Source organism: Sulfitobacter sp. 1A10359, from assembly GCF_043558145.1.
In the GTDB taxonomy this organism is placed as follows: Bacteria; Pseudomonadota; Alphaproteobacteria; order Rhodobacterales; family Rhodobacteraceae; genus Sulfitobacter; species Sulfitobacter faviae.
Window position 1 is genome coordinate 196524 of sequence record NZ_JBIFGB010000001.1, and the last position, 24624, is coordinate 221147.

General features: G+C 63.5%; 22 protein-coding genes. 18 read left to right on the forward strand and 4 right to left on the reverse strand.

Annotated elements, in window-relative coordinates:
• The first annotated feature begins 105 nt into the window (after positions 1 to 105).
• The 17 genes from ACGYK2_RS00965 (at position 106) to ccoS (ending at position 20028) form a co-directional block, all read left to right on the forward strand.
• Positions 106 to 1167 carry a methionine ABC transporter ATP-binding protein gene (locus ACGYK2_RS00965; protein WP_271687312.1) on the forward strand — a complete coding sequence of 354 codons (1062 nt, stop codon included), beginning with the start codon at positions 106 to 108 and terminating at the stop codon, positions 1165 to 1167.
• A complete protein-coding gene (locus tag ACGYK2_RS00970) occupies positions 1157 to 1831 on the forward strand; it encodes a methionine ABC transporter permease (protein WP_271687311.1) in 675 nt (224 codons plus the stop codon). Before ACGYK2_RS00965 ends, ACGYK2_RS00970 begins: the two co-directional genes overlap by 11 nt.
• Before the next feature lie 41 nt (positions 1832 to 1872).
• Positions 1873 to 2649: a MetQ/NlpA family ABC transporter substrate-binding protein gene (locus tag ACGYK2_RS00975; protein WP_271687310.1), complete on the forward strand. Its 777-nt coding sequence runs from the start codon at positions 1873 to 1875 to the stop codon at positions 2647 to 2649.
• Positions 2650 to 3061: 412 nt separating this feature from the next.
• Complete coding sequence (locus ACGYK2_RS00980) at positions 3062 to 4054, forward strand: ABC transporter substrate-binding protein (protein ID WP_168613496.1); 993 nt, start codon at positions 3062 to 3064, stop codon at positions 4052 to 4054.
• Positions 4055 to 4156: 102 nt separating this feature from the next.
• The gene (locus ACGYK2_RS00985; RefSeq protein WP_067266249.1) at positions 4157 to 4960 is read left to right on the forward strand and encodes a taurine ABC transporter ATP-binding protein; all 804 of its coding nucleotides are present in this window, start codon (positions 4157 to 4159) and stop codon (positions 4958 to 4960) included.
• Entirely contained in the window at positions 4960 to 6225 is a 1266-nt protein-coding gene (locus ACGYK2_RS00990; protein WP_271687307.1) for an ABC transporter permease, read from the forward strand. The genes ACGYK2_RS00985 and ACGYK2_RS00990 overlap by 1 nt, the downstream gene beginning before the upstream one ends.
• A gap of 91 nt (positions 6226 to 6316) precedes the next feature.
• The gene (locus tag ACGYK2_RS00995) at positions 6317 to 6904 is read left to right on the forward strand and encodes a helix-turn-helix domain-containing protein (protein WP_276154326.1); all 588 of its coding nucleotides are present in this window, start codon (positions 6317 to 6319) and stop codon (positions 6902 to 6904) included.
• Between the two features lie 89 nt (positions 6905 to 6993).
• The gene (locus tag ACGYK2_RS01000) at positions 6994 to 9456 is read left to right on the forward strand and encodes an FAD-dependent oxidoreductase (RefSeq protein WP_271687303.1); all 2463 of its coding nucleotides are present in this window, start codon (positions 6994 to 6996) and stop codon (positions 9454 to 9456) included.
• Position 9457: 1 nt separating this feature from the next.
• Complete coding sequence (locus ACGYK2_RS01005) at positions 9458 to 11905, forward strand: FAD-dependent oxidoreductase (protein ID WP_271687302.1); 2448 nt, start codon at positions 9458 to 9460, stop codon at positions 11903 to 11905.
• Between the two features lie 117 nt (positions 11906 to 12022).
• Positions 12023 to 13633, forward strand: a complete 1611-nt coding sequence (ccoN, locus tag ACGYK2_RS01010) for a cytochrome-c oxidase, cbb3-type subunit I (protein ID WP_271687301.1) — start codon at positions 12023 to 12025, stop codon at positions 13631 to 13633.
• 5 nt (positions 13634 to 13638) lie between these two features.
• Positions 13639 to 14475, forward strand: a complete 837-nt coding sequence (gene ccoO, locus ACGYK2_RS01015; protein WP_271687300.1) for a cytochrome-c oxidase, cbb3-type subunit II — start codon at positions 13639 to 13641, stop codon at positions 14473 to 14475.
• A 10-nt stretch (positions 14476 to 14485) separates the two neighbouring features.
• Complete coding sequence (locus ACGYK2_RS01020; protein ID WP_136720504.1) at positions 14486 to 14674, forward strand: cbb3-type cytochrome c oxidase subunit 3; 189 nt, start codon at positions 14486 to 14488, stop codon at positions 14672 to 14674.
• A complete protein-coding gene (gene ccoP / locus ACGYK2_RS01025; RefSeq protein ID WP_067262874.1) occupies positions 14671 to 15573 on the forward strand; it encodes a cytochrome-c oxidase, cbb3-type subunit III in 903 nt (300 codons plus the stop codon). Before ACGYK2_RS01020 ends, ccoP begins: the two co-directional genes overlap by 4 nt.
• A gap of 96 nt (positions 15574 to 15669) precedes the next feature.
• Positions 15670 to 17259 carry a cytochrome c oxidase accessory protein CcoG gene (ccoG, locus tag ACGYK2_RS01030; RefSeq protein WP_271687299.1) on the forward strand — a complete coding sequence of 530 codons (1590 nt, stop codon included), beginning with the start codon at positions 15670 to 15672 and terminating at the stop codon, positions 17257 to 17259.
• The gene (locus tag ACGYK2_RS01035; protein WP_271687298.1) at positions 17256 to 17729 is read left to right on the forward strand and encodes a FixH family protein; all 474 of its coding nucleotides are present in this window, start codon (positions 17256 to 17258) and stop codon (positions 17727 to 17729) included. The genes ccoG and ACGYK2_RS01035 overlap by 4 nt, the downstream gene beginning before the upstream one ends.
• Positions 17726 to 19846, forward strand: coding sequence for a heavy metal translocating P-type ATPase (locus ACGYK2_RS01040; protein ID WP_271687297.1), 2121 nt, complete (start codon positions 17726 to 17728; stop codon positions 19844 to 19846). Before ACGYK2_RS01035 ends, ACGYK2_RS01040 begins: the two co-directional genes overlap by 4 nt.
• Positions 19843 to 20028, forward strand: coding sequence for a cbb3-type cytochrome oxidase assembly protein CcoS (gene ccoS / locus ACGYK2_RS01045; protein ID WP_271687296.1), 186 nt, complete (start codon positions 19843 to 19845; stop codon positions 20026 to 20028). Before ACGYK2_RS01040 ends, ccoS begins: the two co-directional genes overlap by 4 nt.
• A 55-nt stretch (positions 20029 to 20083) precedes the next feature.
• Here ccoS and ACGYK2_RS01050 read toward each other — a convergent pair whose 3' ends face one another.
• Positions 20084 to 20767, reverse strand: a complete 684-nt coding sequence (locus ACGYK2_RS01050; protein ID WP_271687295.1) for a helix-turn-helix domain-containing protein — start codon at positions 20765 to 20767, stop codon at positions 20084 to 20086.
• Positions 20768 to 20922: 155 nt separating this feature from the next.
• Here ACGYK2_RS01050 and ACGYK2_RS01055 point away from each other — a divergent pair, with 155 nt between their 5' ends.
• The gene (locus ACGYK2_RS01055) at positions 20923 to 21657 is read left to right on the forward strand and encodes a response regulator (protein WP_271689972.1); all 735 of its coding nucleotides are present in this window, start codon (positions 20923 to 20925) and stop codon (positions 21655 to 21657) included.
• Here ACGYK2_RS01055 and ACGYK2_RS01060 read toward each other — a convergent pair.
• The 3 genes from ACGYK2_RS01060 to ACGYK2_RS01070 all read right to left on the reverse strand — a co-directional run bounded on the left by ACGYK2_RS01060 (position 21654) and on the right by ACGYK2_RS01070 (position 24593).
• Positions 21654 to 23183 carry a PAS domain S-box protein gene (locus ACGYK2_RS01060; protein ID WP_271687294.1) on the reverse strand — a complete coding sequence of 510 codons (1530 nt, stop codon included), beginning with the start codon at positions 23181 to 23183 and terminating at the stop codon, positions 21654 to 21656. The genes ACGYK2_RS01055 and ACGYK2_RS01060 overlap by 4 nt on opposite strands.
• Before the next feature lie 120 nt (positions 23184 to 23303).
• The gene (locus tag ACGYK2_RS01065; protein ID WP_271687293.1) at positions 23304 to 23717 is read right to left on the reverse strand and encodes a cytochrome c; all 414 of its coding nucleotides are present in this window, start codon (positions 23715 to 23717) and stop codon (positions 23304 to 23306) included.
• A gap of 21 nt (positions 23718 to 23738) precedes the next feature.
• Positions 23739 to 24593: a universal stress protein gene (locus ACGYK2_RS01070; protein ID WP_271687291.1), complete on the reverse strand. Its 855-nt coding sequence runs from the start codon at positions 24591 to 24593 to the stop codon at positions 23739 to 23741.
• Positions 24594 to 24624 lie beyond the last annotated feature (31 nt).

Genomic DNA, 24624 nt, shown 5'->3' on the forward strand with positions numbered 1-24624 from the left:
TAGGCCCGAGAAACAAGGCAGCTATGCATGATCATGCCTTGCATCGCCCGCAGGGGTTCTATCTACGGGGGCACCACTCGAAACCCACCCCGATCCGGACGGAAAATGACTGATATCACGACAGAAGGCGCCTCGATCGCCTTTGACAAGGTCGGCAAGGCCTTTACCAAAGCGGGCGGTGCGACCGTGAACGCGCTCGAAGGGATTTCCCTTGACGTGGCGCCCGGCTCCATCACCGGGATCATCGGGCGTTCAGGGGCGGGCAAGTCGACCCTGTTGCGGATGGTCAACGGGTTGGAGCGTCCGACGACCGGCAAAGTGCTGGTCGGGGGTGAGGATGTAGGCAGCGCCAAGGGCGGCAAGCTGCGCGCGATCCGTCGTGACGTTGGCATGATTTTTCAACACTTTAACCTGCTGTCTTCACGCACCGTGGCGGGCAATATCGCGCTGCCGCTCGAAGTGGCGGGAATGCCGAGCGCGCAGATCAAGCCGCGCGTGGCCGACCTGATCGACCGTGTCGGTCTGAGCGCGCAGGCGGGGCGCTATCCGGCGGAGCTTTCGGGCGGGCAGAAACAGCGTATCGGCATCGCGCGGGCCTTGGCCACCGGGCCGAAGGTGCTGCTTTCGGATGAGGCGACATCGGCGCTCGACCCCGAAACCACGCAAACTGTTCTGGCGCTCTTGAAAGATATTAACCGCGATCTGGGGCTGACGATCCTGCTGATCACCCATGAGATGGCCGTGGTGCGCGACATCGCGAGCCATGTGGCGGTGATCGACGCGGGCCGCATCGTGGAGCATGGGGAGACCTATGACATCTTCACCGCGTCGCAACATGCGACGACGCGGTCCTTCCTGTCGGGCGTGACGGGCGTCACCCTGCCTGCCTTCGTCAAAGACCGCCTGACCCAAACCCCGCCCGCCGCAGGGGGCGAAGAGGTCATCCGCGTCACATTTGCGGGTACCCATGCCACCGATCCGATGCTGGCGCGATTGACGCAAGAAATGGGCATTCCGGTCAATATCCTTGCCGGTGCGGTGGAAGAGATCGGCACGCGGCCCTTCGGCAACCTGCTGGTGTCGATGCCCGTGGCACAGGCCGCCCAAGCGCGGGCCTTTTTGGAACAACACGGGCTTCTGACGGAGGTGCTGGGCTATGTCGGCTAACCTGATTAACCTATTGATCGAAGCCACCGGTCAAACGCTTTATATGGTGGCGATTTCGGCCATCCTCGGCACGCTCTTCGGCCTGCCGCTGGGGCTGTTTTTGGCCACCTCGCAGCGCGGGGAGCTACTGTCGTCGCCATGGGTGAACAAGGTGCTGGGGCTGGTGGTGAACGCCACGCGCTCCGTGCCGTTCATCATTCTGGTCGTGGCCATCATTCCCTTCACCCGCATGATCGCAGGCACCTCGATTGGCACCACGGCGGCGATCGTGCCGCTGACCATCGCCACGGTGCCTTTCATCGCCCGGCTGGTGGAAAACGCCATTCGCGAGGTCGATTCCGGCCTGATCGAAGCCGCCCGTGCCATGGGTGCGACGCCGCTGCAAATCATCCGCAAGGTGCTGCTGCCCGAGGCGCTGCCCAGCATCACTTTGGGCCTCACCCTCGCCATCGTGAGCCTCATCGGTTACTCCGCCATGGTCGGCGCCGTGGGCGGCGAAGGTCTGGGCGATCTGGGTATCCGCTATGGATATCAGCGGTTTATGCCCGACGTCATGGCGATTGTCGTGATCATCCTCATCGTTCTGGTGCAGCTTGTGCAGTCCATTGGCGAGCGTATTGCCAGCGCCGTGGACAAACGGGCCACCAAAAGTGGCGGTCAATAGGCCGCGCCTTACATCCGTTCTCTCAATCTAAGGAGACTACTATGCTTCGTCTTACAACACTCACCTCCGTTCTGGCGCTGATGGCCACTGGCCTTGCCGCCGAGGAGATTAAAGTCGGCGTTTCGCCCGGCGAACATGCCGAAATCATGGAAGAAGTCGCCCGCATCGCGGAGCCTATGGGCCTCGAAATCGACGTGGTCGAATTCTCTGACTATGTGGTGCCGAACCAAGCGCTCGCCGATGGCGACATTCAGGCGAACTCTTTCCAGCACGTGCCCTATCTCGAAGCGCAGATGAAAGACCGCGGCTTTGAGCTGAGCGTGGTCGGCAACACGATCACCACCCCGATGGGCGTCTATTCCGACAAGATCACCGATCTTGCTGATCTCGAAGAAGGCTCAACATTCGGCATCCCGAACGACCCCACGAACGGTGGCCGCGCGCTGTTGGTTCTGCAAGAACTCGGCTTGATCAAGGTCGATGAGACCGCAGGTCTGGTGCCGACCGTCCTCGACATCACCGAGAACCCCAAGGATCTGTCTTTCAAAGAACTCGACGCCGCGCAACTGCCGCGTTCGCTGGCCGATCTGGATGCGGCTTTGATCAACACCAACTACGCGATCGCCTCGGGCCTGAGCCCCAAGGAAGATTCCATCGCGATGGAAAGCGCCGAGAACCCCTATGTGAACGTCATCGCTGTCCGTAAAGGCGACGAAGAAGCGGCATGGGTTGAGACATTGCTCAAGGCCTATCACTCTGATGAGATCAAAACCTTCATCGATGAAAGCTATCAGGGCACGGTCATCACCTCCTGGTAAGCGCTTGCTCTAGAAGCGTATTGATAGACTTGACCCGCGCCTCCGCGGGTCAAGAGCGCCCCGGCGAGGGCCGGGGCATTTTAACTGGTTAAGGCTCCCCTAATCATTGGGTCGAGGCTGACGGTCAGCTAAAACCATTAAATTTCTGTTTAGGAATTCCGCGTAGTTTTCGCAGACAACGCGCGCTCTGACGTATTTCTACGCATACTTCTTAACATTGAAATTATGTTGCGCTGCGGCGCAAGAAAATTGTTGAAAAGTTCAAATCCGCCCGTATCGTGAAATCGTGAGGGATTTTTTCACATGACCCGGGGCTTGCCCTTCCTGATGTCTGACAGGGCCGATGGTCGCGATCCATGTGAACGGGAGTTCGACTGTAAGACGCGACCATAACAAACCAAGGGAGACTATCATGAAGACCGTGAAACTGATGGGCACCGCCGCCAGCCTGCTTGTGTTGGGGGTCAGCCAATCCGCCGCGCAGGATCTGACCGTTGGGTATTTCCTCGAATGGCCGATGCCGTTCCAATACGCCAAGGCGGAGGGGATGTATGACGAAGCGCTCGGCACGACGGTGAATTGGGTGAGCTTCGATTCCGGCACCGCCATGTCGGCGGCGATGGCCTCGGGGGATGTGCAGTTGTCGCTCAGCCAAGGCGTGCCGCCCTTCGTGGTCGCCACTTCGGCGGGGCAAGACCTGCAAATTCTCGATGTCGCGGTTAGCTATTCCGAGAATGACAATTGCGTCGTGCGCGAGGCGCTGGAGATCGACAAATCCTCTGCCGAGGAACTGACGGGCAAGAAGGTCGCGGTGCCGCTTGGCACGGCTGCGCATTACGGTTTTCTCAAACAAATGAACCACTTCGACGTCGATGTAGGATCGCTCGACGTGGTGGATATGGCGCCGCCAGATGGGGCCGCGGCCATCGCACAGGGATCGGTCGATATGGCCTGCGGCTGGGGTGGGTCGCTGCGCCGGATGATGGAACATGGCAATATCCTTCTGACCGGCGCGGAGAAGGAAGAGCTGGGCATTCTCGTCTTCGACGTCACCTCCGGCCCGGCCTCTTGGGTGGCCGAGAACTCTGACACGGTCGCCGCCTTTCTCAGCGTGACGGCTGAGGCAAACGCGATGTGGGCGGATGAGGCCAACCGCGACAAGATGCTGCCCGTCATCGCCAAGGACGCCGGTATGGACGAAGACGCCACGATGGAAACCATCGCGACCTTCTCCTTCCCTTCGGTCGATGAGCAAATGGGTGAGAAATGGCTCGGCGGGGGCGCGCAGGAGTTTATGAAAGGCGTGGCCGATGTCTTTGTCGAAGCAGGCGCGATCGACGGTGCGCTCGACAGCTATGAAGACGCGGTGAATACCGGCCCGCTGCAAGCCGCGAGCGATATGTAAGCCAAGCGGCGCAAAAATAGGCCGCCCCGTTGCAGACCGGTACCTGATTGCGAGGGACCGGGCAGATGGGGCGCGCCGATAAACGAAAAGCAGCGGGGCGGCATGTCGGGATTGAAAATCGAAAACCTGTCGATGCGGTTTGATCTGCCCAATGGCAGTCATGTGCAGGCGCTTGAGGACGTATCGCTTGACCTTGCGGAGGGGGAATTGATGTCGGTCCTTGGCCCCTCGGGCTGTGGCAAGACGACGCTGCTCAATATCGTGGCGGGTTTCCTTGCCCCGAGTTCGGGCGAGATCGTGATGAACGGCCATAGCGTCACCGGGCCGGATGCCGAGCGTGGCATGGTCTTTCAACAGGGCGCGCTGTTTGAGTGGATGTCAGTGCGTGAAAACGTGAGTTTTGGTCCGCGCATGAAGGGGCAGGGCGAAAAGCAATACGGGGCCGAGGTTGACCATTTGCTCGATATCGTCGGGCTGGGCGATTTCAAGGAAAAGGCGATCTATGAGCTCTCGGGCGGGATGCAGCAGCGGGTGGCGCTGGCGCGCTGTCTGGCGAATGACCCCGATGTGATCTTGATGGACGAACCCTTGGGCGCGCTGGATGCGCTGACCCGCGAAAAAATGCAAAGCCTCGTGCTGAAACTGTGGAAAGAGACCGGCAAGACCATCATCTTGATCACCCATTCGGTCGAAGAGGCGCTGCTGCTTGGCGAGCGGCTTTTGGTCATGGCGCCGCGCCCGGGGCGCATTCACCGCGAATACCGTCTGCCCTTTGCCGATCTGGGGGTGGGGCAAGACCTGCGTGAGGTCAAGAAACACCCGGAATTCGCCGAAAGGCGCGAGGAGATCCTCGGCATGATCTGGGACATGGAGGAAGAGATCATGGGCCGGACGGAGGAGGCATGATGTTGATCCTGCTTATTTATATCGTCATCTTCGCGCTTTCCTTTTTCCTTGTCCGTCTGGTTGTCGATCAGACCGCCAGCGGTTTCGCGGCGCGTAAAACGGTAACCTTTGGCGACGAAAGCGCGGTGACGTCGAACCGCACCGCCAGCGTGATTTCGATCCTGACGATCTTCTTGCTGTGGGGCGCCTTCACCGGCTCATCCCTGTTGCCCCGGTTTTTACATGCGCCCGGCCCGTTTGAGGGGCTGGCCGAGCTGACCTATACTGCCGAGGCCGATGACGGCTCCCGCGATGACGGCACGATCACGGTGCTGGTGCATCCGGTGGGCGAAGACGCCGAGACGCCGCAGGTCGATCCCGGCGAAGGCTGGGCCAAGAATGACGCTTTCACCATCGGCGCTTGGCGCTCGGGGCTGTTGCGTGTTGATAAGAATGACGAGAAGGGCCGCGATCTCGGGCACCGGGTCGTCGCCGTGAACGGGCAGAAGATCGCGCCCGGTGGCGAGGTGCAGACCGAGTTTGGCCGTGTGGGCATGTCGCCCAAGGGCACGCTGAATTTCGAGCCCGCCAAGGGTTGGCAGATGGAGCCGATCTGGCTGCCGCCCCCCGAAGCCGTGGTCTCCCGCCTTGCTGAAATCTCAAGCCAAGGCTACCGCGACAGCACCCTGTGGGAGCATCTGGGCTATTCGCTGTTTCGCGTGGTGGTGGGGTTCGCTCTTGGGGCGCTGGTGGGCATTCCGCTGGGCTATGCCATGGGGCTGTCGGGCTGGTTTCGGGGCTGGTTCGATCCGATTGTCGAATTCATGCGCCCGGTGCCGCCGCTCGCGCTGATCCCGCTGGTGATCATCTGGGCGGGGATCGGGGAGGTGGGCAAGATCATCCTGCTGTTCCTCGCGGCGCTGTGGATCATGGCCATTGCTGCGCGGTCGGGCGTGTCGGGGGTGAATATCACCAAGGTCCATGCGGCTTATTCGCTGGGCGCGTCCAAGGCGCAGATCATGCGCCATGTCATCGTGCCAAACTCGCTGCCCGAGATTTTCACCGGCGCGCGGGTGGCGATGGGGGTCTGCTGGGGCACGGTGGTCGCCGCCGAACTGGTCGCGGCAGAGAAGGGGGCGGGGATGATGATCATGGTCGCCTCCAAATTCCAGCTGACCGACATCGTGCTTATGGGGATCATCCTGATCGGCATCATCGGGTTCGGCATCGACATGCTGATGCGCAGGGCTGAGCGGTTGCTGGTGCCTTGGAAAGGGCGGTCTTAACCCCGCCCGTCATCCCCTTCTGTTTGAAAGGAGCCCCCCTTGCCAGACGCCGAATTCCGCGCCACAGTGAAAAAATGGAGGAAAATTTCATATGACCCGAGCGAAAAGGCCCGGGGCGGAGGCCGTGGGGGCGCGCTCTCTGGGTGCCGACCTACGGGCGATCCGAAAGGGGCGCAAACTGACTCTCACGGATATGGCCGAGGCTTTGGGCCGGTCGGTCGGCTGGGTCAGTCAGATCGAACGCGACATCTCGACCCCCTCCATCGCCGACCTGCGCCGCATCGCCGAGATCTTGGACGTGCCGATCTCGCTCCTTTTTGGCGAAGCGACGGTAAGCCCCGAAGAACGCGGCTATGTCGTGCGGGCCGGGGCGCGGCGTGCCATGGGGAGTGCGGCCAATGGGTTGACGGAAGAACTGCTCTCACCCGATCTCACCGACAGTTTCGAGTTGATCCACTCGACCTTTGCCGCCTATTCGGGGCTGGAAGCGCCCGTCAGGCGCGAAACGCAGGAGGTCGGTTTCGTCATCTCGGGCCGGTTGAACCTCACGATTGCGGAACGCCGCTTTACCGTCGGCCCCGGCGACAGCTTTCGCATTCGGGGCGAATATTACACTTGGGACAACCCCTACGACACGCCCGCCGTGGTGGTCTGGGTGATCTCTCCCCCGGTTTACTGAACCGGATTTTCATCAATTCGAACAATTTCAAACTGTCCGGGGGCGCCTCTGGCCAGCTCCTTGGCGGTGCATGGCGATAGGAGGGGCATGTGGCTGATTTTCCGACAACCGCACGGGTGGTGATCATCGGGGGCGGGGTGGTTGGGGTCTCGACCCTATACCACCTTGCCCGCGCGGGCTGGACCGATTGCGTCCTGCTGGAAAAGAATGAACTCACCGCAGGCTCCACTTGGCATGCGGCGGGCAACTGTCCGAACTTCTCGAACTCTTGGGCGGTGATGAACATGCAGCGCTACGGGCTTGAGATGTACCGCGGTTTGGGGGAGGCGGTCGGCTATCCGATCAATTACCATGTGACCGGGGCCCTGCGTCTGGCTCATAGCCGCGAGCGGATGCAGGAGTTCGAACACGTCGCCTCCATGGCCCGCGCGCAGGGGCTGGGGATGGAGATGTGCACCCCTGCCGAATTGAAAGAACACAACCCGTTCATAGAGCTACATGACCTTGCGGGCGGGTTGTGGGACCCCTTGGATGGGGACATCGACCCGGCACAACTGACCCAAGCCCTTGCCAAAGGCGCGCGGGAGGCAGGGGGGCAAATTCACCGCTTTACCCCCGCCACCGGCATAGATCGCGATGGGGGCGAATGGATCGTCCATACCGAAAAGGGCGATATCCGCTGCGAGAAGGTGGTCAACGCTGCCGGCTATTACGCGCAGCGGGTCGGCGAATGGTTCCGCCCCCATGGGGGCCGCCGCGTGCCTGCGGTGGTGATGAGCCATCAGTATTTCCTGACCGAAGACATCCCCGAACTCGCCGCTTGGACCGCCGAGAAGGGCCATAAGATGCCGATGGTCCGCGATGTGGACAGCTCCTATTACTTGCGGCAGGACAAGAACGGTCTGAACCTTGGCCCCTATGAGCGCAACTGCAAAGCGCATTGGATCACCCCCGAGGATCCGATGCCCGAAGATTTCAGCTTTCAGCTCTACCCCGACGATCTGGACCGGTTGGAATGGTATATCGAAGACGCGATGGGGCGGATGCCGCTCTTGGGCCAAAGCGGCGTCGGACGGGTCATCAACGGGCCGATCCCCTATGCGCCCGATGGCCTGCCGATGCTCGGCCCGATGCCGGGCGTCCCGAACGCCTTTGAGGCGCATAGTTTTACCTTCGGGATCGCGCAGGGGGGCGGTGCGGGCAAAGTGATGGCCGAATGGATCACGCAAGGCGAAACGGAGTGGGACATGTGGGATGTCGACCCGCGCCGCTACACCGCCTATGCCGATCACGACTTTACCCTCGCCAAGGCGCTTGAGACCTATGGCCATGAATATGCGATGCATTTCCCGCATTACGCATGGCCCGCCGGGCGCGACAAGAAGCTGTCGCCGCTGCACGACCGGCTGTGCGACGCGGGCGGTCAGATGGGGGCCTACAACGGGTGGGAGCGGGCGAATTGGTTTGCCAAACCCGGTGATGACACCGCCGAGGCCGCGACCCAGACATGGGACCGGGATGGCCCGTGGGCGGCGCGGGTTCGTGAGGAGGTCGCGGCGGTGCGCGACCATGTGGGCGTGCTCGATCTGCCGGGGTTCTCGCGTTTCGCGCTTGCGGGGCCGAGGGCCGCGGAATGGCTGCGGGGGCGGATCGCGGGCGCGCTTCCCAAGGTCGGGCGGATGACGCTGGGCTATTTCCCCGACAGCCGGGGCCGGGTGCTGACCGAGATGTCGATCCTGCGCCATGCAGAGGATGACTTCACCCTGATCACCGCCGCTCCCGCGCAATGGCATGACTATGAATTGCTGCGCGACGCGTTGCCCCAAGACGGGGCGATCAGCCTGACGGATCGAACCGATGCCGTCTCGACCCTGATCCTATGCGGCCCGAAATCCCGCGCCCTGCTGGCGCCGCTGGCCCCGGAGGCCGATCTGGCGCTGCCGTGGCTCAGCCATCAAGAGGCGTCGGTAAAGGGCAAGCCAGCGCTGCTCGCCCGGGTCTGTTTCGCGGGCGAGTTGGGCTGGGAAATCCACGCGGCCCCCGAAGACATGCCGGCGATCTATGATGCGGTCATCGCGGGCGGGGCCACGCCCTTTGGGATGTTCGCGCTCAATTCCATGCGGCTGGAAAAAGGCTACCGGACGTGGAAGGGCGATCTGTCGCAGGAGTATACCTTGCTGGAGGCCGGGTTGGACCGTTTCCTGCGTCTCGACAAGCCGGAGGCATTTCCAGGAAAGGAGGCGCTGATCGCCGAACGGGACGCAGGGCCGCAGCGCCGCTTCGTGACGTTGGTGGTCGGAGGTAACCCGCAAGATGCGCCGCCGATGGCCACGCTGCGCCTGAACGGAGATGCCGTGGGTGAGGTGACCAGCGGCGGCTATGGCTACCGGGTTGATGCCTCCATCGCGCTCGGCGTCGTGCGGGCCGAGGCTGCCGTGCCGGGTACCGAACTTACGGTCGAAATCTATGGTCAGAGCTACCGTGCCACGGTGCAGCCCGACACCCCGCTTTGGGACCGCGAAAACGCACGCATCCGCGCGCAGGAGGTTTGAGATGGGACAGCTGCCTTCCAAGGCCCGCGCGGTGATCATCGGCGGTGGCGTGATCGGCTGTTCGGTCGCCTATCATCTGACGAAACTGGGCTGGACCGATGTGGTTCTGCTGGAGCGCAAACAACTGACCTCGGGCACCACATGGCACGCGGCGGGGCTGATCGCGCAGCTGCGCGCGACGCAGAACATGACGCGGCTGGCGAAATACTCCCAAGAACTCTACGGCGCGCTGGAGGGGGAAACCGGGGTCGCCACCGGGTTCAAGCGCGTGGGCTCGATCACCGCCGCCCTGACGCCTGCGCGGCGTGAGGAGATCTTGCGGCAGGCCGCCATGGCCCGCGCCTTTGGCGTCGAGGTCGAAGAGATCACGCCTGAAGAGGTGCGCGCGAAATACCCCCATGTGGAGACCAAAGGCATGACCGACGCGGTCTATCTGCCGAAAGACGGGCAGGGCGATCCTGCAAATATCGCGCTGGCCTTGGCCAAGGGCGCCCGGGCGCGCGGTGCGGTGGTGGCCGAGCGGGTCAAGGCGACGGGGGTCACCCGCGCGGGGCGTCGGATCACGGCGGTGGACTGGGCCGGGGAGGATGGCAGCACGGGCCGGATCGAGGCCGAACATGTCATCAATTGCGCGGGCATGTGGGGGCGCGAGCTGGGCCGGATGCTGGGCAGCAACGTGCCCCTGCAAGCTTGTGAGCATTTCTATATCGTCACCGAGGCCGTCCCGGGCTTGCACGAGTTGCCGGTGCTGCGCATCCCCGATGAATACGCCTATTACAAAGAGGATGCAGGGAAGATCCTGCTTGGCGCCTTCGAACCCATCGCCAAACCTTGGGCGCTGGACGGCATCCCCGAGAGCTTCGAGTTCGATCAATTGCCCGAAGATTTCGACCATTTCGAGCCGATTCTCGAGATGGCGGTCAAACGGCTGCCGCTGCTGGCGGAGGCGGGGATTCATACCTTTTTCAACGGCCCCGAAAGCTTCACCCCCGACGATGCCTATCACCTCGGCCAAGCGCCCGAGATGGACAATGTCTGGGTCGCCGCCGGGTTCAACTCCATCGGCATCCAATCGGCAGGCGGCGCGGGGATGGCGCTGGCGCAGTGGATGGAGGACGGGCAGAAACCCTTTGATCTGGGTGACGTGGACATTGCGCGGATGCAGCCCTTTCAGGGCAACAAGACCTATCTGGCAACACGCTCGACCGAGACGCTGGGGCTGCTCTATGCGGATCACTTCCCCTACCGTCAAAAGGCCACCGCGCGGGGCATTAGGCGCAGCCCGCTCCATGCGCATCTGCTGGAGCATGGCGCGGTCATGGGCGAATTCGCAGGCTGGGAGCGGGCCAATTGGTTTGCCGATCCCGGGCAAACGCGCGAGTATCGCTATAGCTGGGGCCGGCAGAATTGGTTCGGCAATCAAGCCGCCGAACATGCCGCCATCCGCGCGGGCGTGGGGCTTTACGATATGTCGTCTTTCGGCAAAATCCGCGTCGAGGGGCCAGAGGCCGAGGCTTTCATGAACCACGTCTGCGGCGCGCAGATGGCGGTGCCGGTGGGCAAGATCGTCTATACCCAGTTCCTCAACCCTCGGGGCGGGATCGAGGCGGATGTCACCGTAACCCGGCTGAGCGAGACCGCCTATCTCGTCGTCACTCCGGTGGCGACGCGGCTGGCGGATGAGACATGGCTGCGCCGCCATGCTGGCGACCGGATGGTGGTGATCACCGATGTGACGGCGGGTGAGGCGGTGCTCGCGATTATGGGGCCGAAGGCGCGGGACGTGTTGCAGGCCGTTTCCCCCATTGACTTCTCAAATGACACCCATCCTTTTGGCATGGCGCGCGAAATCGAGATCGGCATGGGCCTCGCCCGGGCGCATCGGGTGTCCTATGTGGGCGAACTGGGCTGGGAGCTTTACGTCAGCGCCGAGATGGCAGGTCATGTTTTTGAGGCGCTGATGGAAGCGGGCGCGGCCTTTGGCCTGAAACTTTGCGGTCTGCACGCGATGGACAGTTGCCGGATCGAAAAGGGCTTTCGCCACTTCGGCCATGACATCACTTGCGAAGACCATGTGCTGGAGGCGGGCTTGGGCTTTGCGGTGAAGACCGACAAGCCCGATTTCATCGGTCGCGACGCGGTGCTGCGCAAAAAGGAAGAGGGGCTGAAGCTGCGGATGCTGCAATTCCGTCTGACGGACCCCGAGCCATTGCTCTACCACGCTGAACCGATCCTACGGGAGGGGGCCATCGTGGGCTATCTCACCTCCGGCACCTATGGCCACCACTTGGGCGGAGCGATCGGGCTGGGCTATGTGCCCTGCGCGGGCGAAAGCCCCGCCGATCTGCTGGCCTCGACCTATGAGATCGACGTGGCGGGCCGCCGGATCAAGGCCGAGGCCAGTTTGAAACCGATGTATGACCCCAGCGGGGCGCGGTCCAAAAGCTAGGCCGTCGCCTTAGAAAAAACGCGCCCTTCGCAGGCTTATCGCCCGGCTTTGACATAGATCAAAGCGGCGGCTTGGGGCCCATGCGATCCGTCTCCCAAAGATGAAGGGATTCGGAATATGTTCGATACGCTCAAGTTGATCGTGCTTGCGCTTATAGTGTTCTTTGCAGCACTCGGGGCGGATTGGGCGCGCGATCCGGCTTATATGGTTCACGCCCTGCTGGTCATGTTGGTGGCCGCAGGGTTGTTTTTTTGGCAGTTGCGCCGGATGCCTGTCGAGGACGCGGCGCCGGTCGCGCCTGCGCCGCCGCAGGGCTATATGGATGGCCCCATTCGCTATGGCGTCATCGCCACCGCCTTTTGGGGTGTGGTTGGGTTTCTGGTGGGCACCTTCATCGCCTTCCAACTGGCCTTTCCTGCGCTGAACATCGACTGGGCGCAGCCCTATGCGAACTTTGGCCGCCTGCGCCCGCTGCACACCAGCGCGGTGATCTTCGCCTTTGGCGGCAACGCCCTGATCGCCACGTCTTTCTACATCGTGCAGCGCACCTCTTCGGCGCGGCTCTGGGGTGGGAACGCAGCTTGGTTCGTCTTTTGGGGCTATCAGCTTTTCATCGTTCTGGCGGCCACGGGCTATCTGCTCGGCGCGACCCAGTCCAAGGAATATGCTGAGCCGGAATGGTACGTCGACATCTGGCTCACCATCGTCTGGCTGGTCTACCTCGCCGTATTCTTTGGCACGATCTTGAAGCGGCGTGAGCGGCATATCTATGTCGCCAACTGGTTCTTTCTGGCCTTCATCATCACCGTGGCCATGCTGCATGTGGTCAATAACCTCGCCATCCCGGTGTCGATCTGGGGCTCCAAATCAGTGCAGGTCTTTGCGGGCGTGCAGGATGCGATGACGCAATGGTGGTACGGCCACAACGCGGTGGGCTTCTTCCTGACGGCGGGTTTCCTTGGCATGATGTATTACTTCGTGCCGAAACAGGCGGGCCGCCCGGTCTATAGCTACAAGCTGTCGATCATCCACTTCTGGGCGCTGATCTTTCTGTATATCTGGGCCGGTCCGCACCACTTGCATTACACCGCCTTGCCCGATTGGGCGGCGACGCTGGGGATGGTGTTCTCGATCATCCTGTGGATGCCAAGCTGGGGCGGCATGATCAACGGGCTGATGACGCTCGAAGGGGCGTGGGACAAGATCCGCACCGATCCGATTATCCGCATGTTCGTGGCCTCGCTCGCCTTCTACGGGATGTCGACCTTCGAGGGGCCAATGATGTCGATCCGCGCGGTGAACAGCCTTAGCCACTACACCGATTGGACCATCGGGCACGTGCATTCCGGCGCGCTTGGCTGGAACGGGCTTATCACCTTTGGCGCGCTCTACTTCCTGACCCCGCGGCTCTGGGGCCGGGCGCAGATGCACTCCATGGCGGCGATCAACCTGCATTTCTGGCTCGCGACCCTTGGGATCGTGCTCTACGCCGCGTCGATGTGGGTCTCGGGCATTATGGAGGGGCTGATGTGGCGCGAGGTCGATGCCAATGGCTTCCTTGTCAACAGCTTTGCCGACACCGTCGAAGCGAAATTCCTGATGTATGTGGTCCGTGGTCTGGGCGGGGTTCTCTACCTCGCGGGCGGTGCGGTGATGGTCTGGAACATGTGGATGACCATCCGCGCCCCGCAAGCCCGCCCCGTCACCGTCGCCCTGCCAGCGGAGTAAGATCAATGGCCAAGAACCCCCACAGCCCTAATTATGACCCCGCTGACGACCCCAAGGTGGTCACCGCCAGCGAAGGCTTGAAGAAGGGCAAAATTCCCAACGAACTGCCGCCCGAGACGGAGGCGATCACCTTTCACCAGCGGTTCGAGCGCAACGCGACACTGCTGTTGATCGCCTCGCTCGGGGTGGTGAGCATCGGCGGGATCGTCGAAATCGCGCCGCTCTTTTGGTTGGAGAACACCATCGAAGAGGTCGAGGGCATGCGCCCCTATTCGCCGCTGGAATTGGCGGGGCGCGAGATCTATGTGCGCGAGGGCTGCTATGTCTGCCATAGCCAGATGATCCGTCCGATGCGCGACGAGACGGAGCGTTATGGCCACTACAGCCTCGCCGCCGAATCCATGTACGACCACCCGTTTCAATGGGGCTCCAAACGCACCGGGCCGGATCTGGCGCGCGTGGGCGGGCGCTATTCGGATGAGTGGCATGTCGATCACCTGATGGACCCGCAATCGGTGGTGCCGGAAAGCGTCATGCCGAAATACGCGTTTCTGATGGACGCCAAACTTGAGCCTGAGGATGTGACCGATCTGGTCGCCACCCACCGCACGGTCGGCGTGCCCTATAGCGATGAGATGATCGCGAATGTCCGTGGCGACTTCCGGGTGCAGGTTGACCCTTTTGGCGATTACGACGGGCTGCTGGAACGCTACCCCGGTGCGCAGGTGCGCAACTTCGACGGCCGGCCGGGCGTGAGCGAGATGGATGCCCTGATCGCCTATTTGCAAATGCTCGGAACGCTGGTCGATTTCTCGACCTTCGTGCCTGACGCCAGCCGCTAAGGAGGCCGCAATGGACACCTATTCTTTCCTGCGTGAACTGGCTGATAGCTGGGCGCTCTTGATCCTGACGCTGATCTTTCTGGGCGTTATTGCTTGGGCCTTTCGCCCCGGCTCGCGCGCCCTGCACGACGATGCCGCCGCCGTCCCGTTTCGCAACGACGACCCCGATCAAGCCCGCAATGACGGAGCCCGCACATGACCGATAAACGCAAGATCGACCCCGCCACCGGGACCGAGACCACAGGTCACAGTTGGGACGGGATCGAAGAGCTGAACACGCCGCTGCCGCGTTGGTGGCTCTGGACCTTCTATGCCACCGTCGTCTGGGGCGTGATCTATACCATCCTTTATCCCGCCTGGCCCATGGTCTCTGGCGCGACGGCGGGGCTGCTCGGCTATTCCACCCGTGGCGAGGTCGCTGCCGAGATTGCGCGTGTGGACCTGTCGAATGCCGACTTGACCGAAAGTCTCGTCAACGTCGATCTGGCGGTGCTGAAGGACAACGAAGAGCTGCACCGTTTCGCGACACAGGCCGGGCGCTCGGTCTTTGCGGCAAATTGCTCGCAATGCCACGGCGCGGGGGCAGGGGGTGTGGTGGCCTCGGGCTATCCCAACCTTCTGGACGATGACTGGCTCTGGGGCGGCACGATGGAGGATATCGCCTATACCGTGCGCCACGGCATCCGCAACGAGGATGACCCCGACGCGCGTTTCTCGGAAATGCCGCCGTTTGATTGGATGGAGGAGGCCGAGCTCGACGCCACCGTGCATTTCGTGCGCAGCCTTTCGGGGCTTGAGCATGACGCAGGCGCAGCGCTAGCGGGGGCAGAGGTCTATGCTGACAACTGTAGCGCCTGCCATGGGGAGCGTGGCCTTGGTGACCGTGAGATGGGCGCGCCCAACCTTGCCGATGCGATCTGGCTGCGCGGCGGCAGCCATGAGGCGATCCTGCGGCAGCTCAAAGCGCCGCGCATGGGGGTGATGCCGCCGTGGCAGGCCCGTCTGGGCGAGGCCGAGGTGCGCGCCGTGACCGCCTATGTCCACGGTCTGGGCGGCGGCGAGGCTGCAGTCGATGCCGAGGGCGCTGCCGCCGACTAAACCGGTACGACAAATAATCTGCGGATTGATGCAGATCAAAGCGGCCTGCGCCCTAGGGGTGTAGGCCGCAAGACGTAACACCGGAGCCTACTGCCCATGTCCAACGCCGCCCCCCCGCTTTTCGCCGCCCGCGAGCCGATTTTCCCCCGCCGGGTCAGCGGATTCTTTCGGCGGTTGAAATGGGTGATCCTGATCCTCACGCTGGGGGTCTATTACATCACCCCGTGGATCCGCTGGGACCGGGGGCCGAACCTGCCGGACCAAGCGGTTCTGGTCGATCTCGCAAACCGGCGTTTCCATTTCTTCTGGATCGAGATTTGGCCGCATGAATTCTACTTCGTGGCCGGGCTGCTGATCATGGCGGGGCTGGGGCTGTTCCTGTTTACCTCCGCTCTGGGGCGGGTCTGGTGTGGCTATGCCTGCCCGCAGACCGTCTGGTCCGATCTTTTCATGACTGTGGAGCGCTGGATCGAAGGCGACCGCAACGCGCGCATCCGCCTGCACAACGCAGCTTGGAGCCTGCGCAAGGCGCGGCTGCGGGGGGCAAAATGGCTGGTCTGGCTGCTGATCGCGGTGGCGACGGGCGGGGCTTGGGTCTTTTACTTTGCCGATGCGCCCAGTCTGGCGCGCGACCTCGTGACCCTGCAGGCCGCCCCCGTGGCCTATGCCACCATCGCCGTGCTGACGGCCACGACCTTCATCTTTGGCGGTTTCATGCGCGAACAGGTCTGCATCTACATGTGCCCTTGGCCCCGTATCCAAGGCGCGATGATGGACCCCGGCACGCTGACCGTTGGCTACCGCAAATGGCGGGGCGAGCCGCGCGGCAAGGGCGGGGTAAAGCGCCAGAAAGCGGCGGCAGAGGCGATCGGCAGCGGTGATGCGGTGGCCCGCTATGGTGCGGCGCTCGACAAAAACACCGCGGGCGACCGCCAGTCGCGCGACGGCGAGGTTTTGGGCGATTGCATTGATTGCAACGCCTGTGTCGCGGTCTGCCCGATGGGGATCGACATTCGCGAAGGCCAGCAGATGGAATGTATCACCTGCGCGCTCTGTATCGATGCCTGCGACGATGTGATGGCCAAGATTGGCCGCCCGCGCGGGCTGATCGACTATCTCGCGCTGGATGATGAGCCGCCCACCGCGCCCAAGGAAAGCGCCGCCGTGGCGGGCTTTGCGGAAGCGCCTGCCGGTGACGTCGCCGGGGCCACTGCGCCGCCCTGGCAGCCCAAGCCGCTTTGGCAGCATGTCTTCCGCCCGCGCACCCTGATCTATACCGCCGCTTGGGCCGCCATCGGTGTGGCGCTTGTCGTGGCGCTCTTCATCCGGCCCGAGATCGACATGACCGTGGCGCCGGTGCGCAATCCGACCTTCGTCACCCTCTCGGACGGGTCGATCCGCAACGCCTATGACATCCGTCTGCGCAACAAACATGGTGAGGCACGGGATTTCCGGCTGTCTCTCGCCGGAGACCGTGGTTTGGACCTCAGCGTCGAGGGGGCTGCGGGTCCGGTGGTCTCCGTGCCCGCCGACACCACCCGCCTGCAACGGGTCTATGTGATCGCCCCGCCGCAGAGTGACGCCGCCATCGCGCCGCGCAGCGATCTGCGGTTCTGGGTCGAAGACGTCCGCTCGGGCGAGCGGGCCTTTGGTGACACGATTTTCAATGGAAAGGACAGCCAATGACCGCAGCGCAATTGCAACGGGGGCGCCCCCTGACAGGCTGGCATGTGCTGGCGATCTTTGTGGGCGGGTTTTCGATCATCATCGCGGTGAACCTCGCGCTCGCTTTCAATGCGGTGCGCACTTTCCCGGGCAAGGAAACCGAATCGAGCTACGTCGCCTCGCAGAATTTTGACAGCGACCGCGCGGCGCAGGAAGCGCTCGGCTGGGCGGTGCAGACCGAGTTGTCGGGGGAGGCGCTCCGCTTGGCGGTGCAGGATGCCAATGGCGTGGTGCAGCCCGAGATCATCGCGGCGACATTGGGCCGGGCGACCACCGTGGCGGATGACATGACGCCCGACTTCGCCTGGGATGGCCGCGCGTGGACCGCACCGGTCACCGCAGGCCCCGGCAACTGGAACCTGCGGATCGAGATGCGCGCCGCCGATGGCACGCTCTTTCGCCGCCGCATTCCCTTGCGGGTGACACGATGACCGTGGCCGCCTGTCCGGGCTGTGTCGCAGGCGCCCCCTCGGCCGAGGCCGCGGCGCGGCGCATCGCGGAGAACGACAAGGCCATCCATCTCGCCCTGCCGCAGATCCGCTGCGCGGCCTGTATCGCGGGGGTCGAGGGGGTTTTGGCCCGCTTGCCCTCGGTCAAAGCCGCGCGGGTGAACCTCGGGGCCAAACGGGTGCGGATCGTGCTGAGCCCCGGGTATGACGCCAGCGCCGCGCTTCAGGCGTTGAACGACGCGGGCTTCGAGGCGCATGAGCTGGACGCGACCGCCCTGCGGCCTGCGGGGGATGACACGGGCCGCCGTCTGCTGGCCCGCGCCGCCGTGGCGGGCTTTGCCATGATGAACGTGATGGCAGTCTCCGTCGCGGTCTGGTCCGGGGCGGGCGATATCACGCGCGAGATGTTTCACTGGGTCTCTGCGGCCATCGCGCTGCCTGCCTTGGCCTTTTCGGCGGTGCCCTTCTTTGCCTCGGCATCGGTCGCCCTGCGGGCTGGGCGGATGAATATGGATGTGCCGATTGCGCTGGCGATCCTGCTGGCGGCGGCGACCTCGCTTTATGAAACTTTCGCCGCCACCGGGGCGCATACTTGGTTCGATGCGGCGCTCTCGCTGACCTTTTTCCTGCTGGTGGGCCGCTATCTTGAGCATCGCGCGCGGGCCACGGCACGTTCCGCCGCGGCGGAGTTGACGGCGCTGGAACTGCCCCGCGCGACGCGCCTGACCGCCACGGGGCGTGAGACGGTGGACGTCAGCGCCTTGGTGCCCGATGACCGCATCGCCCTTGCCGCCGGGGCGCGCGCGCCGGTGGATGGCATCGCCTTGGGCGCGGTGATGGTGGACCGCTCCGCCCTGACCGGAGAGGCCGACCCCGTCCCGGTGGCGGCGGGCGGGCCGATCTGCGCGGGCGAGGTGATCCTTGGCACGCCGCTGACTCTAAGGGTCACCCGCCGGGCAGAGGACAGCACCCTGCGCCGCATCGCGGCTTTGGTCGAGGTCGCCGAGACCGGCAAACACCGCTACAGCGGGATCGCCGACCGCGCGGCGCGGCTCTATGCGCCGGTGGTGCATGGGCTGGCGGCGCTGGCTTTTGTGGTCTGGTGGGCGCTGACCGGGGACCTTTATCACGCGATTGCCGTGGCCACGGCGACGCTGATCATCACATGCCCCTGCGCGTTGGCGCTGGCCATTCCGGCGGTGACGGCGGCGATGACCGGGCGTTTGTTCCGCGCGGGTGTGTTGCTGAAATCCCCCACGGCGTTGGAGCGTTTGGCCGAGATCGACACGGTTCTCTTCGACAAGACCGGCACGTTGACCGAAGGCGTTGCGCGGCTGTCCGCGCTTGATGCAGAGGTGGCATCGGTCGCGCTTGCCCTCGCGCAGGCGTCTGACCACCCCGCCTCGCGCGCCTTGGCGGCGGCGTTGCAGGGGCAGATGCCCGCCGATCTGCACGACCTGCAAGAGGTGCCGGGCGAGGGCGTCTGCGGCCTGTGGCACGGGGCGCGGGTCTCATTGCGTCGCGGGCTGGAGGGACCGGAACTGCATCTGGCGGACCGCTCTATTCCCTTGCCTCTGTCCGAGACCCCCCGCGCCGGGGCGGCGGAAGTCGTCAGCGCCCTGCGCGGGCGTGGGATGGAGGTGGCGATGGTCACCGGCGATACCGCGCAGCGTGCAGAAGCGTTGGCCGAAACCCTCGGGATCGCCAAGGTTCATGCCGCCGTTCGGCCCGAGGATAAGGCCGGTCTGGTCCGCGACATGGCTGCGCGGGGCAGGCGGGTGCTCATGGTGGGCGACGGGCTGAATGACACGGCGGCGCTTGCCGGGGCGCATGCCTCTCTCGCGCCCGCCACGGCGCTGGATGCCGCGCGGGTCGCCTCGGACGGGGTGATGCTGGGCGGTGATCTTTCGGCGGTCGCCGATACCCTGCGGCTGGCCCGTCGGGCCCGCAGCCGCATTCGCCAGAACCTCGGGCTGGCCGCCGCCTATAACGCGGTCGCGATCCCGGTGGCGGTCATGGGCTTCGCCACCCCGCTGATGGCGGCGGCGGTGATGTCTTCCTCATCCATCCTCGTGGTTTTGAATGCGGTGCGCCGATGAATATCCTGATCGTTCTCATCCCCGTCTCCGTCTGTCTTGGCGCGGCAGGGCTTGCGGCCTGTCTCTGGACGCTGCGCAACGGGCAATATGATGACCTTGAAGGAGACGCGGCGCGGATTTTGCTGGAGAATGGCGCGCCTAATGGTGACACCCAACAGCGCGATACCGAAGAGCCGACCTAGAAACGCAAAACGCGGGCCGTGGCCCGCGCTTTCTTAGCTCAATGAAAGCCTGCCGTCAGTCGGCGGCCTGAGAGGCCGAGATCAGCGCGTCCATATCCTTGATCAGCACGGTCTGAGAGGTCTCAAGCGCAATGATATCCTGCTTGCGCAGGCGGGTCAGGGTGCGGCTCACCGTCTCAATCGTCAGGCCGAGGAAATCCGCGATGTCGCTGCGGGTCATCGGCAGGGCGCAGGTGGTGTAGCTGCCGATCGGCCTGCCGGTGCGCTCCGCCAGCGTGATGAGGAAGGAGGCAACCTTTTCCAGCGCGGATTTGCGGGCCAGCATCATGAAGTGATCCTGCATCGCCGAAATCTCACGCAGGGCGGCGTTCAACAGCCGTTTATGCGTCTCGTGATCCCCCTCGAAATCGTCGAGCGCATGGCGGCGGTGGGCGATTACCTCTGCCGTCTGGATCGCCTCGCAATCGCTGTGATGCAGCGCGCCATTGGGAAAGCCGATGATGTCGCCCGGCAGGCCAAAGGCGATGACCTGCCGCCGCCCGTTGTCGAGCACGCGGGTCAGGCGAAAGACGCCCGAGGTGATCTCATAGATATGGTTGGCGATATCGCCCTCGCGAAACAGATGGCTGCCGACCGCCTGCCGCTTGCGCGGCGATTGCGCGGCGGGGGTGCGAGAGCAAAGCTGCGCCTCGGGCACTTTGGTTGCGGGGGTGAACTCATTGGATAGCGTCACGTACATGCGATCGTCCTTTCTGCGGCGCGGTCACATTCTCAAGCGCATGTCGCAGAACGACCTGTGGTCTTGTATCCGTTTGTAACGCTTTGTCGCAGGGGATGGCGTGGCGGGTGGTGCTCGCTTGGGTTGCGGACTATACAAACGCAACTTTTGGGGTGATGGGCGTGGCCGCGAAGAAGATCCTTGTTGTTGATGACGATGCCAAGATCCGGACGCTTCTGAGGCGCTGTCTTGAAAGCGACGGCTACCTTGTGACCGAGGCTCATGACGCGCAGAGCGTGCGCGCGGCCTTCGCGGCGGAGGCTTTCGATCTGGTGACTTTGGATCTGAACCTTGGCGCGGAGGACGGGCTGGACATCGCGCGCGACCTTCGCCGCGATCATGACGTGCCGATCTTCATGGTGACGGGCAAGGACGATGTGATTGACCGTGTTGTCGGGTTGGAACTGGGCGCGGATGACTATCTGACCAAACCCTTCCATGTACGAGAGGTCTTGGCCCGTGTGAAATCCGTCCTGCGGCGCAGCGGCAAGCGCGAGGCAGAGGCGCCCGCACCGCGAAGCGCCGACCCGTGGCTTGCGCTTGATGGGCTGAAGATCAACCTCGACCGGATGCTGCTGGTGGGCCGTGACGGGCAGGAGGGGGATCTGACCACGGCTGATTTCAAACTCTTGGCCGCCTTCGTGAACCACGCGAAAAAGCCCTTGTCGCGCGACCGGTTGATGGATCTGATCGACGGGCAGAATTGGGCGCCTCTGGACCGCACCATCGACAACCAAGTGGCGCGGCTGCGCAAGAAGGTCGAGCGTGATCCGGCGCGTCCGCTGTTGATCAAAACGGTGCGCGGGGTGGGTTATGTGCTGACCGAAAGCCCCACCGCCACCTCGGGTTAGTCCCGTAACAAGGCGCGAAACGCTTCGGCCAGATCCGCTTGCCTGTAGGGTTTGCGCAGGAGGGCGAAGGCGTGGCTCTCTTCCTCGCCGCGCAGGACGTTTTCGGAAAAGCCCGAGGTGATCAATATCCGCAGATCGGGCATTTCCGCCGCGACCCGTTTGGCCAGCGCATGGCCCGACAACTCCCCCGGCATCACCAGATCAGTAAAGACCACATCGATGTCGTCGCGGTCTTGCAGGATGTCCCATGCCGCATCGCCGGTGGTTGCCGTGACGCAGTCGAACCCGAGCGACTCCAGCCGTCGCTCCGACAGGCGCAGGACCATAGGGTCATCCTCAACCAGCAGCACGCGCAGGCCGGTGCCGATCCCGGCGTGCGGCTCTGGCGCGTCGCTGGAGGCCGTCCGCGTGCTGGTGCCGTCCACGAGGGCGGGGAAATAGAGGCTGATCGTCGTGCCCTTGCCCAATTCGCTGTAGATCGCGATATGCCCGCCGGATTGCTTGATGAAACCGTATACCATCGACAGGCCCAGCCCCGTGCCTTGGCCGACCGGTTTGGTCGAAAAGAACGGCTCCATCGCGCGGGTGCGGGTCTCAGCAGACATGCCTTCGCCCGTGTCCGCGATCGACAGGCGGATGTAGTTGCCCATGTCGATGCCGATTTCTTGTGCGACATAGGTGTCGTCGAGCTGCATGTTGCGCGTTTCCAGCGTGATTTTCCCGCCGGAGGGCATGGCGTCTTGGGCATTGAGCGCGATGTTCAAAACGGCAGTCTGAAGCTGGGTGGCATCCACCTTGGTCTGCCAAAGGTCCTCGGCAAAGCCCGTCTCGACCGCGATATGCGCGCCGATGGTGCGTTTGAGCATCGCCACGGCTTTTGAGACTTCGGCGTTGAGGTCGATCTCCGCCGCGTTCAACGTGGTCTTGCGGGCAAAGACCATCAGGCGTGAGGTGAGATCGGCGCCGATCTCTGCCGCCTCCAACGCGTCCGAGATCAGCGCGCCGCTTTTGGCCGAGGTTTCCGACATCTCCAGCAGTTCCAGATTGCCGATCACGACCGTCAGAAGGTTGTTAAAATCATGCGCGATGCCGCCGGTCATCTGGCCGATGGCGTCCATCCGTTGCGAGCGGGCGGTGGCCTCCTCGGCGGCTTTTCGACGCGACAGATCGTGCATGATGCCGACAAAGGCGACCTCGCCCGAGATATCGGCGCGGCCCACGGAAAGATGCAGCGGGAAGATACTGCCATCGGCGCGCAGCCCTTCCACGTCGCGGCCCACGCCGATGATGCGTTTCTCTCCGGTCTCGAGATGGTGGCGCAGAAAACCGTCATGTTGAACGGCCATATCCCCGGGCATCAGCATGCGCACGTTCTGCCCTACCAAATCCTCGACCGGATGGCCGAAGAGCGTGGCCGCCGCTTTGTTCACCCGCAGGATATTGCCCGCGTGATCCGCCACCACCATGGCATCGACGGCGGCGTCCAGAAGGGCCAGCAGAACGGGGCTTTCGTCGTTGATCTTCATGCGAGGGTTCCGTCTGTAGGGGCTGCGGGGCAGGGCATCCGATAGCGTGAGAGGGGGCGGGGGCGCAATGTAGTGCGATGCGTCACGTGTCCGAGGACTGCGTCCTCGACCACGCCGGTCCTACCACTGGATCGCTTCCAAATAGTCGAGCAGATTGGCGAAATCGGTTTCCAGCACCTCCCCATCCGCGCCACCATTGGGATAGACGTGGCGCAGACCCACCGCGGAAAAGTCCGGCATGGGTGAGGCGGGGTCGTCTTTTGCAAGCTGTCCCATGACGAAGCGGCTGACAAACTCGCGCGGGAAGTAGCCGTCGTTGCGCTGTTTCAGCCCGGCCAAATCCGGCGGCACCACATCCAGATGCAAGGACATCGGACCGCCGCCTTCGCCCTGCGCCCCGTGGCAGGCGGCGCATTCCTTGGCATAGACCCGCTGCCCCGCGCGCACCCGGTCGGTGTCGTCAGAGGACCCCTCCGAACAGGCGGAGAGGAGGGCGCAGGATAGCCCGGCGAGGGCAGCGAGGTGAGGGCGCATAGGGGGTCCTTTCGATGGGCGTTAGTGCGACAGAAGCACAGGAAAGGCGCTTTGTTCAATCAGGCTGCGGGTCGTGCCGCCAAAAACCATCTCGCGCAGGCGGGAGTGGTCATAGGCGCCCATGACAATCAGATCGGCCCCGGTTTCTTTGGCGCGTTTCAGGATGGCGGTGCCAATGTCCGCGCCTCCGCTGGCATATTGCTGCACCGCAACGTTGCAGCCTTGGTGGGTCAGCCAAGCGGCGACATCGGTGCCGGGGTTTTCCCCATCATAGGCCGAGATCGAGATTGGATCGAAAAGCGCCACCGTTACCTCCCGCGCATTGCGCAGGATTGGCAGAGCGGCGCGGATCGCCCGCGTGGCGGGAATGCCCGCTTTCCATGCGACGAAGACCGATTGTGGGGTCAAAGCCACCTTAGCTTGCGCGGTGTTGAGCAAAACGGGCGCGGCGGACTCAAAAAGGGCGGCATGGACGATGTCCTCAAGCAGGCGTTTGTCCTCGCGCAGGTCCGTGCCGATAAGCACCGCGTCACAGGTCAGCCCCGCCCGCGCCACCGTGTTGCGCAGGGCGGAGGCATCGCCGCAGACCGCGCGCACATCCGCGCTGGCGCCTTGATCGGTGAGATACTGGGAAAATTCCGCGCGCTGTTTTTCGACCGCCTCGCGGGCCGCGTCCACATCCGCCTGCCAGCCTGCCGGGAGGGAATAGGTGCTGAGTTCGCCCACCCCCATCGAATAGACCGGGACGGCAGGGGTTTCGCTGAGCAGAAGAACGATCAGATGGGTGCCCTGGGTCTGCGCCTCGCGGGCGAGGGCCTCAAGCTGATTGGGCCGGGCATCGACCCCCAGAACGGCTGTGATGGTTGCATTTTGCATGGCGACGCTCCTCATGTGACCACGGCCATTA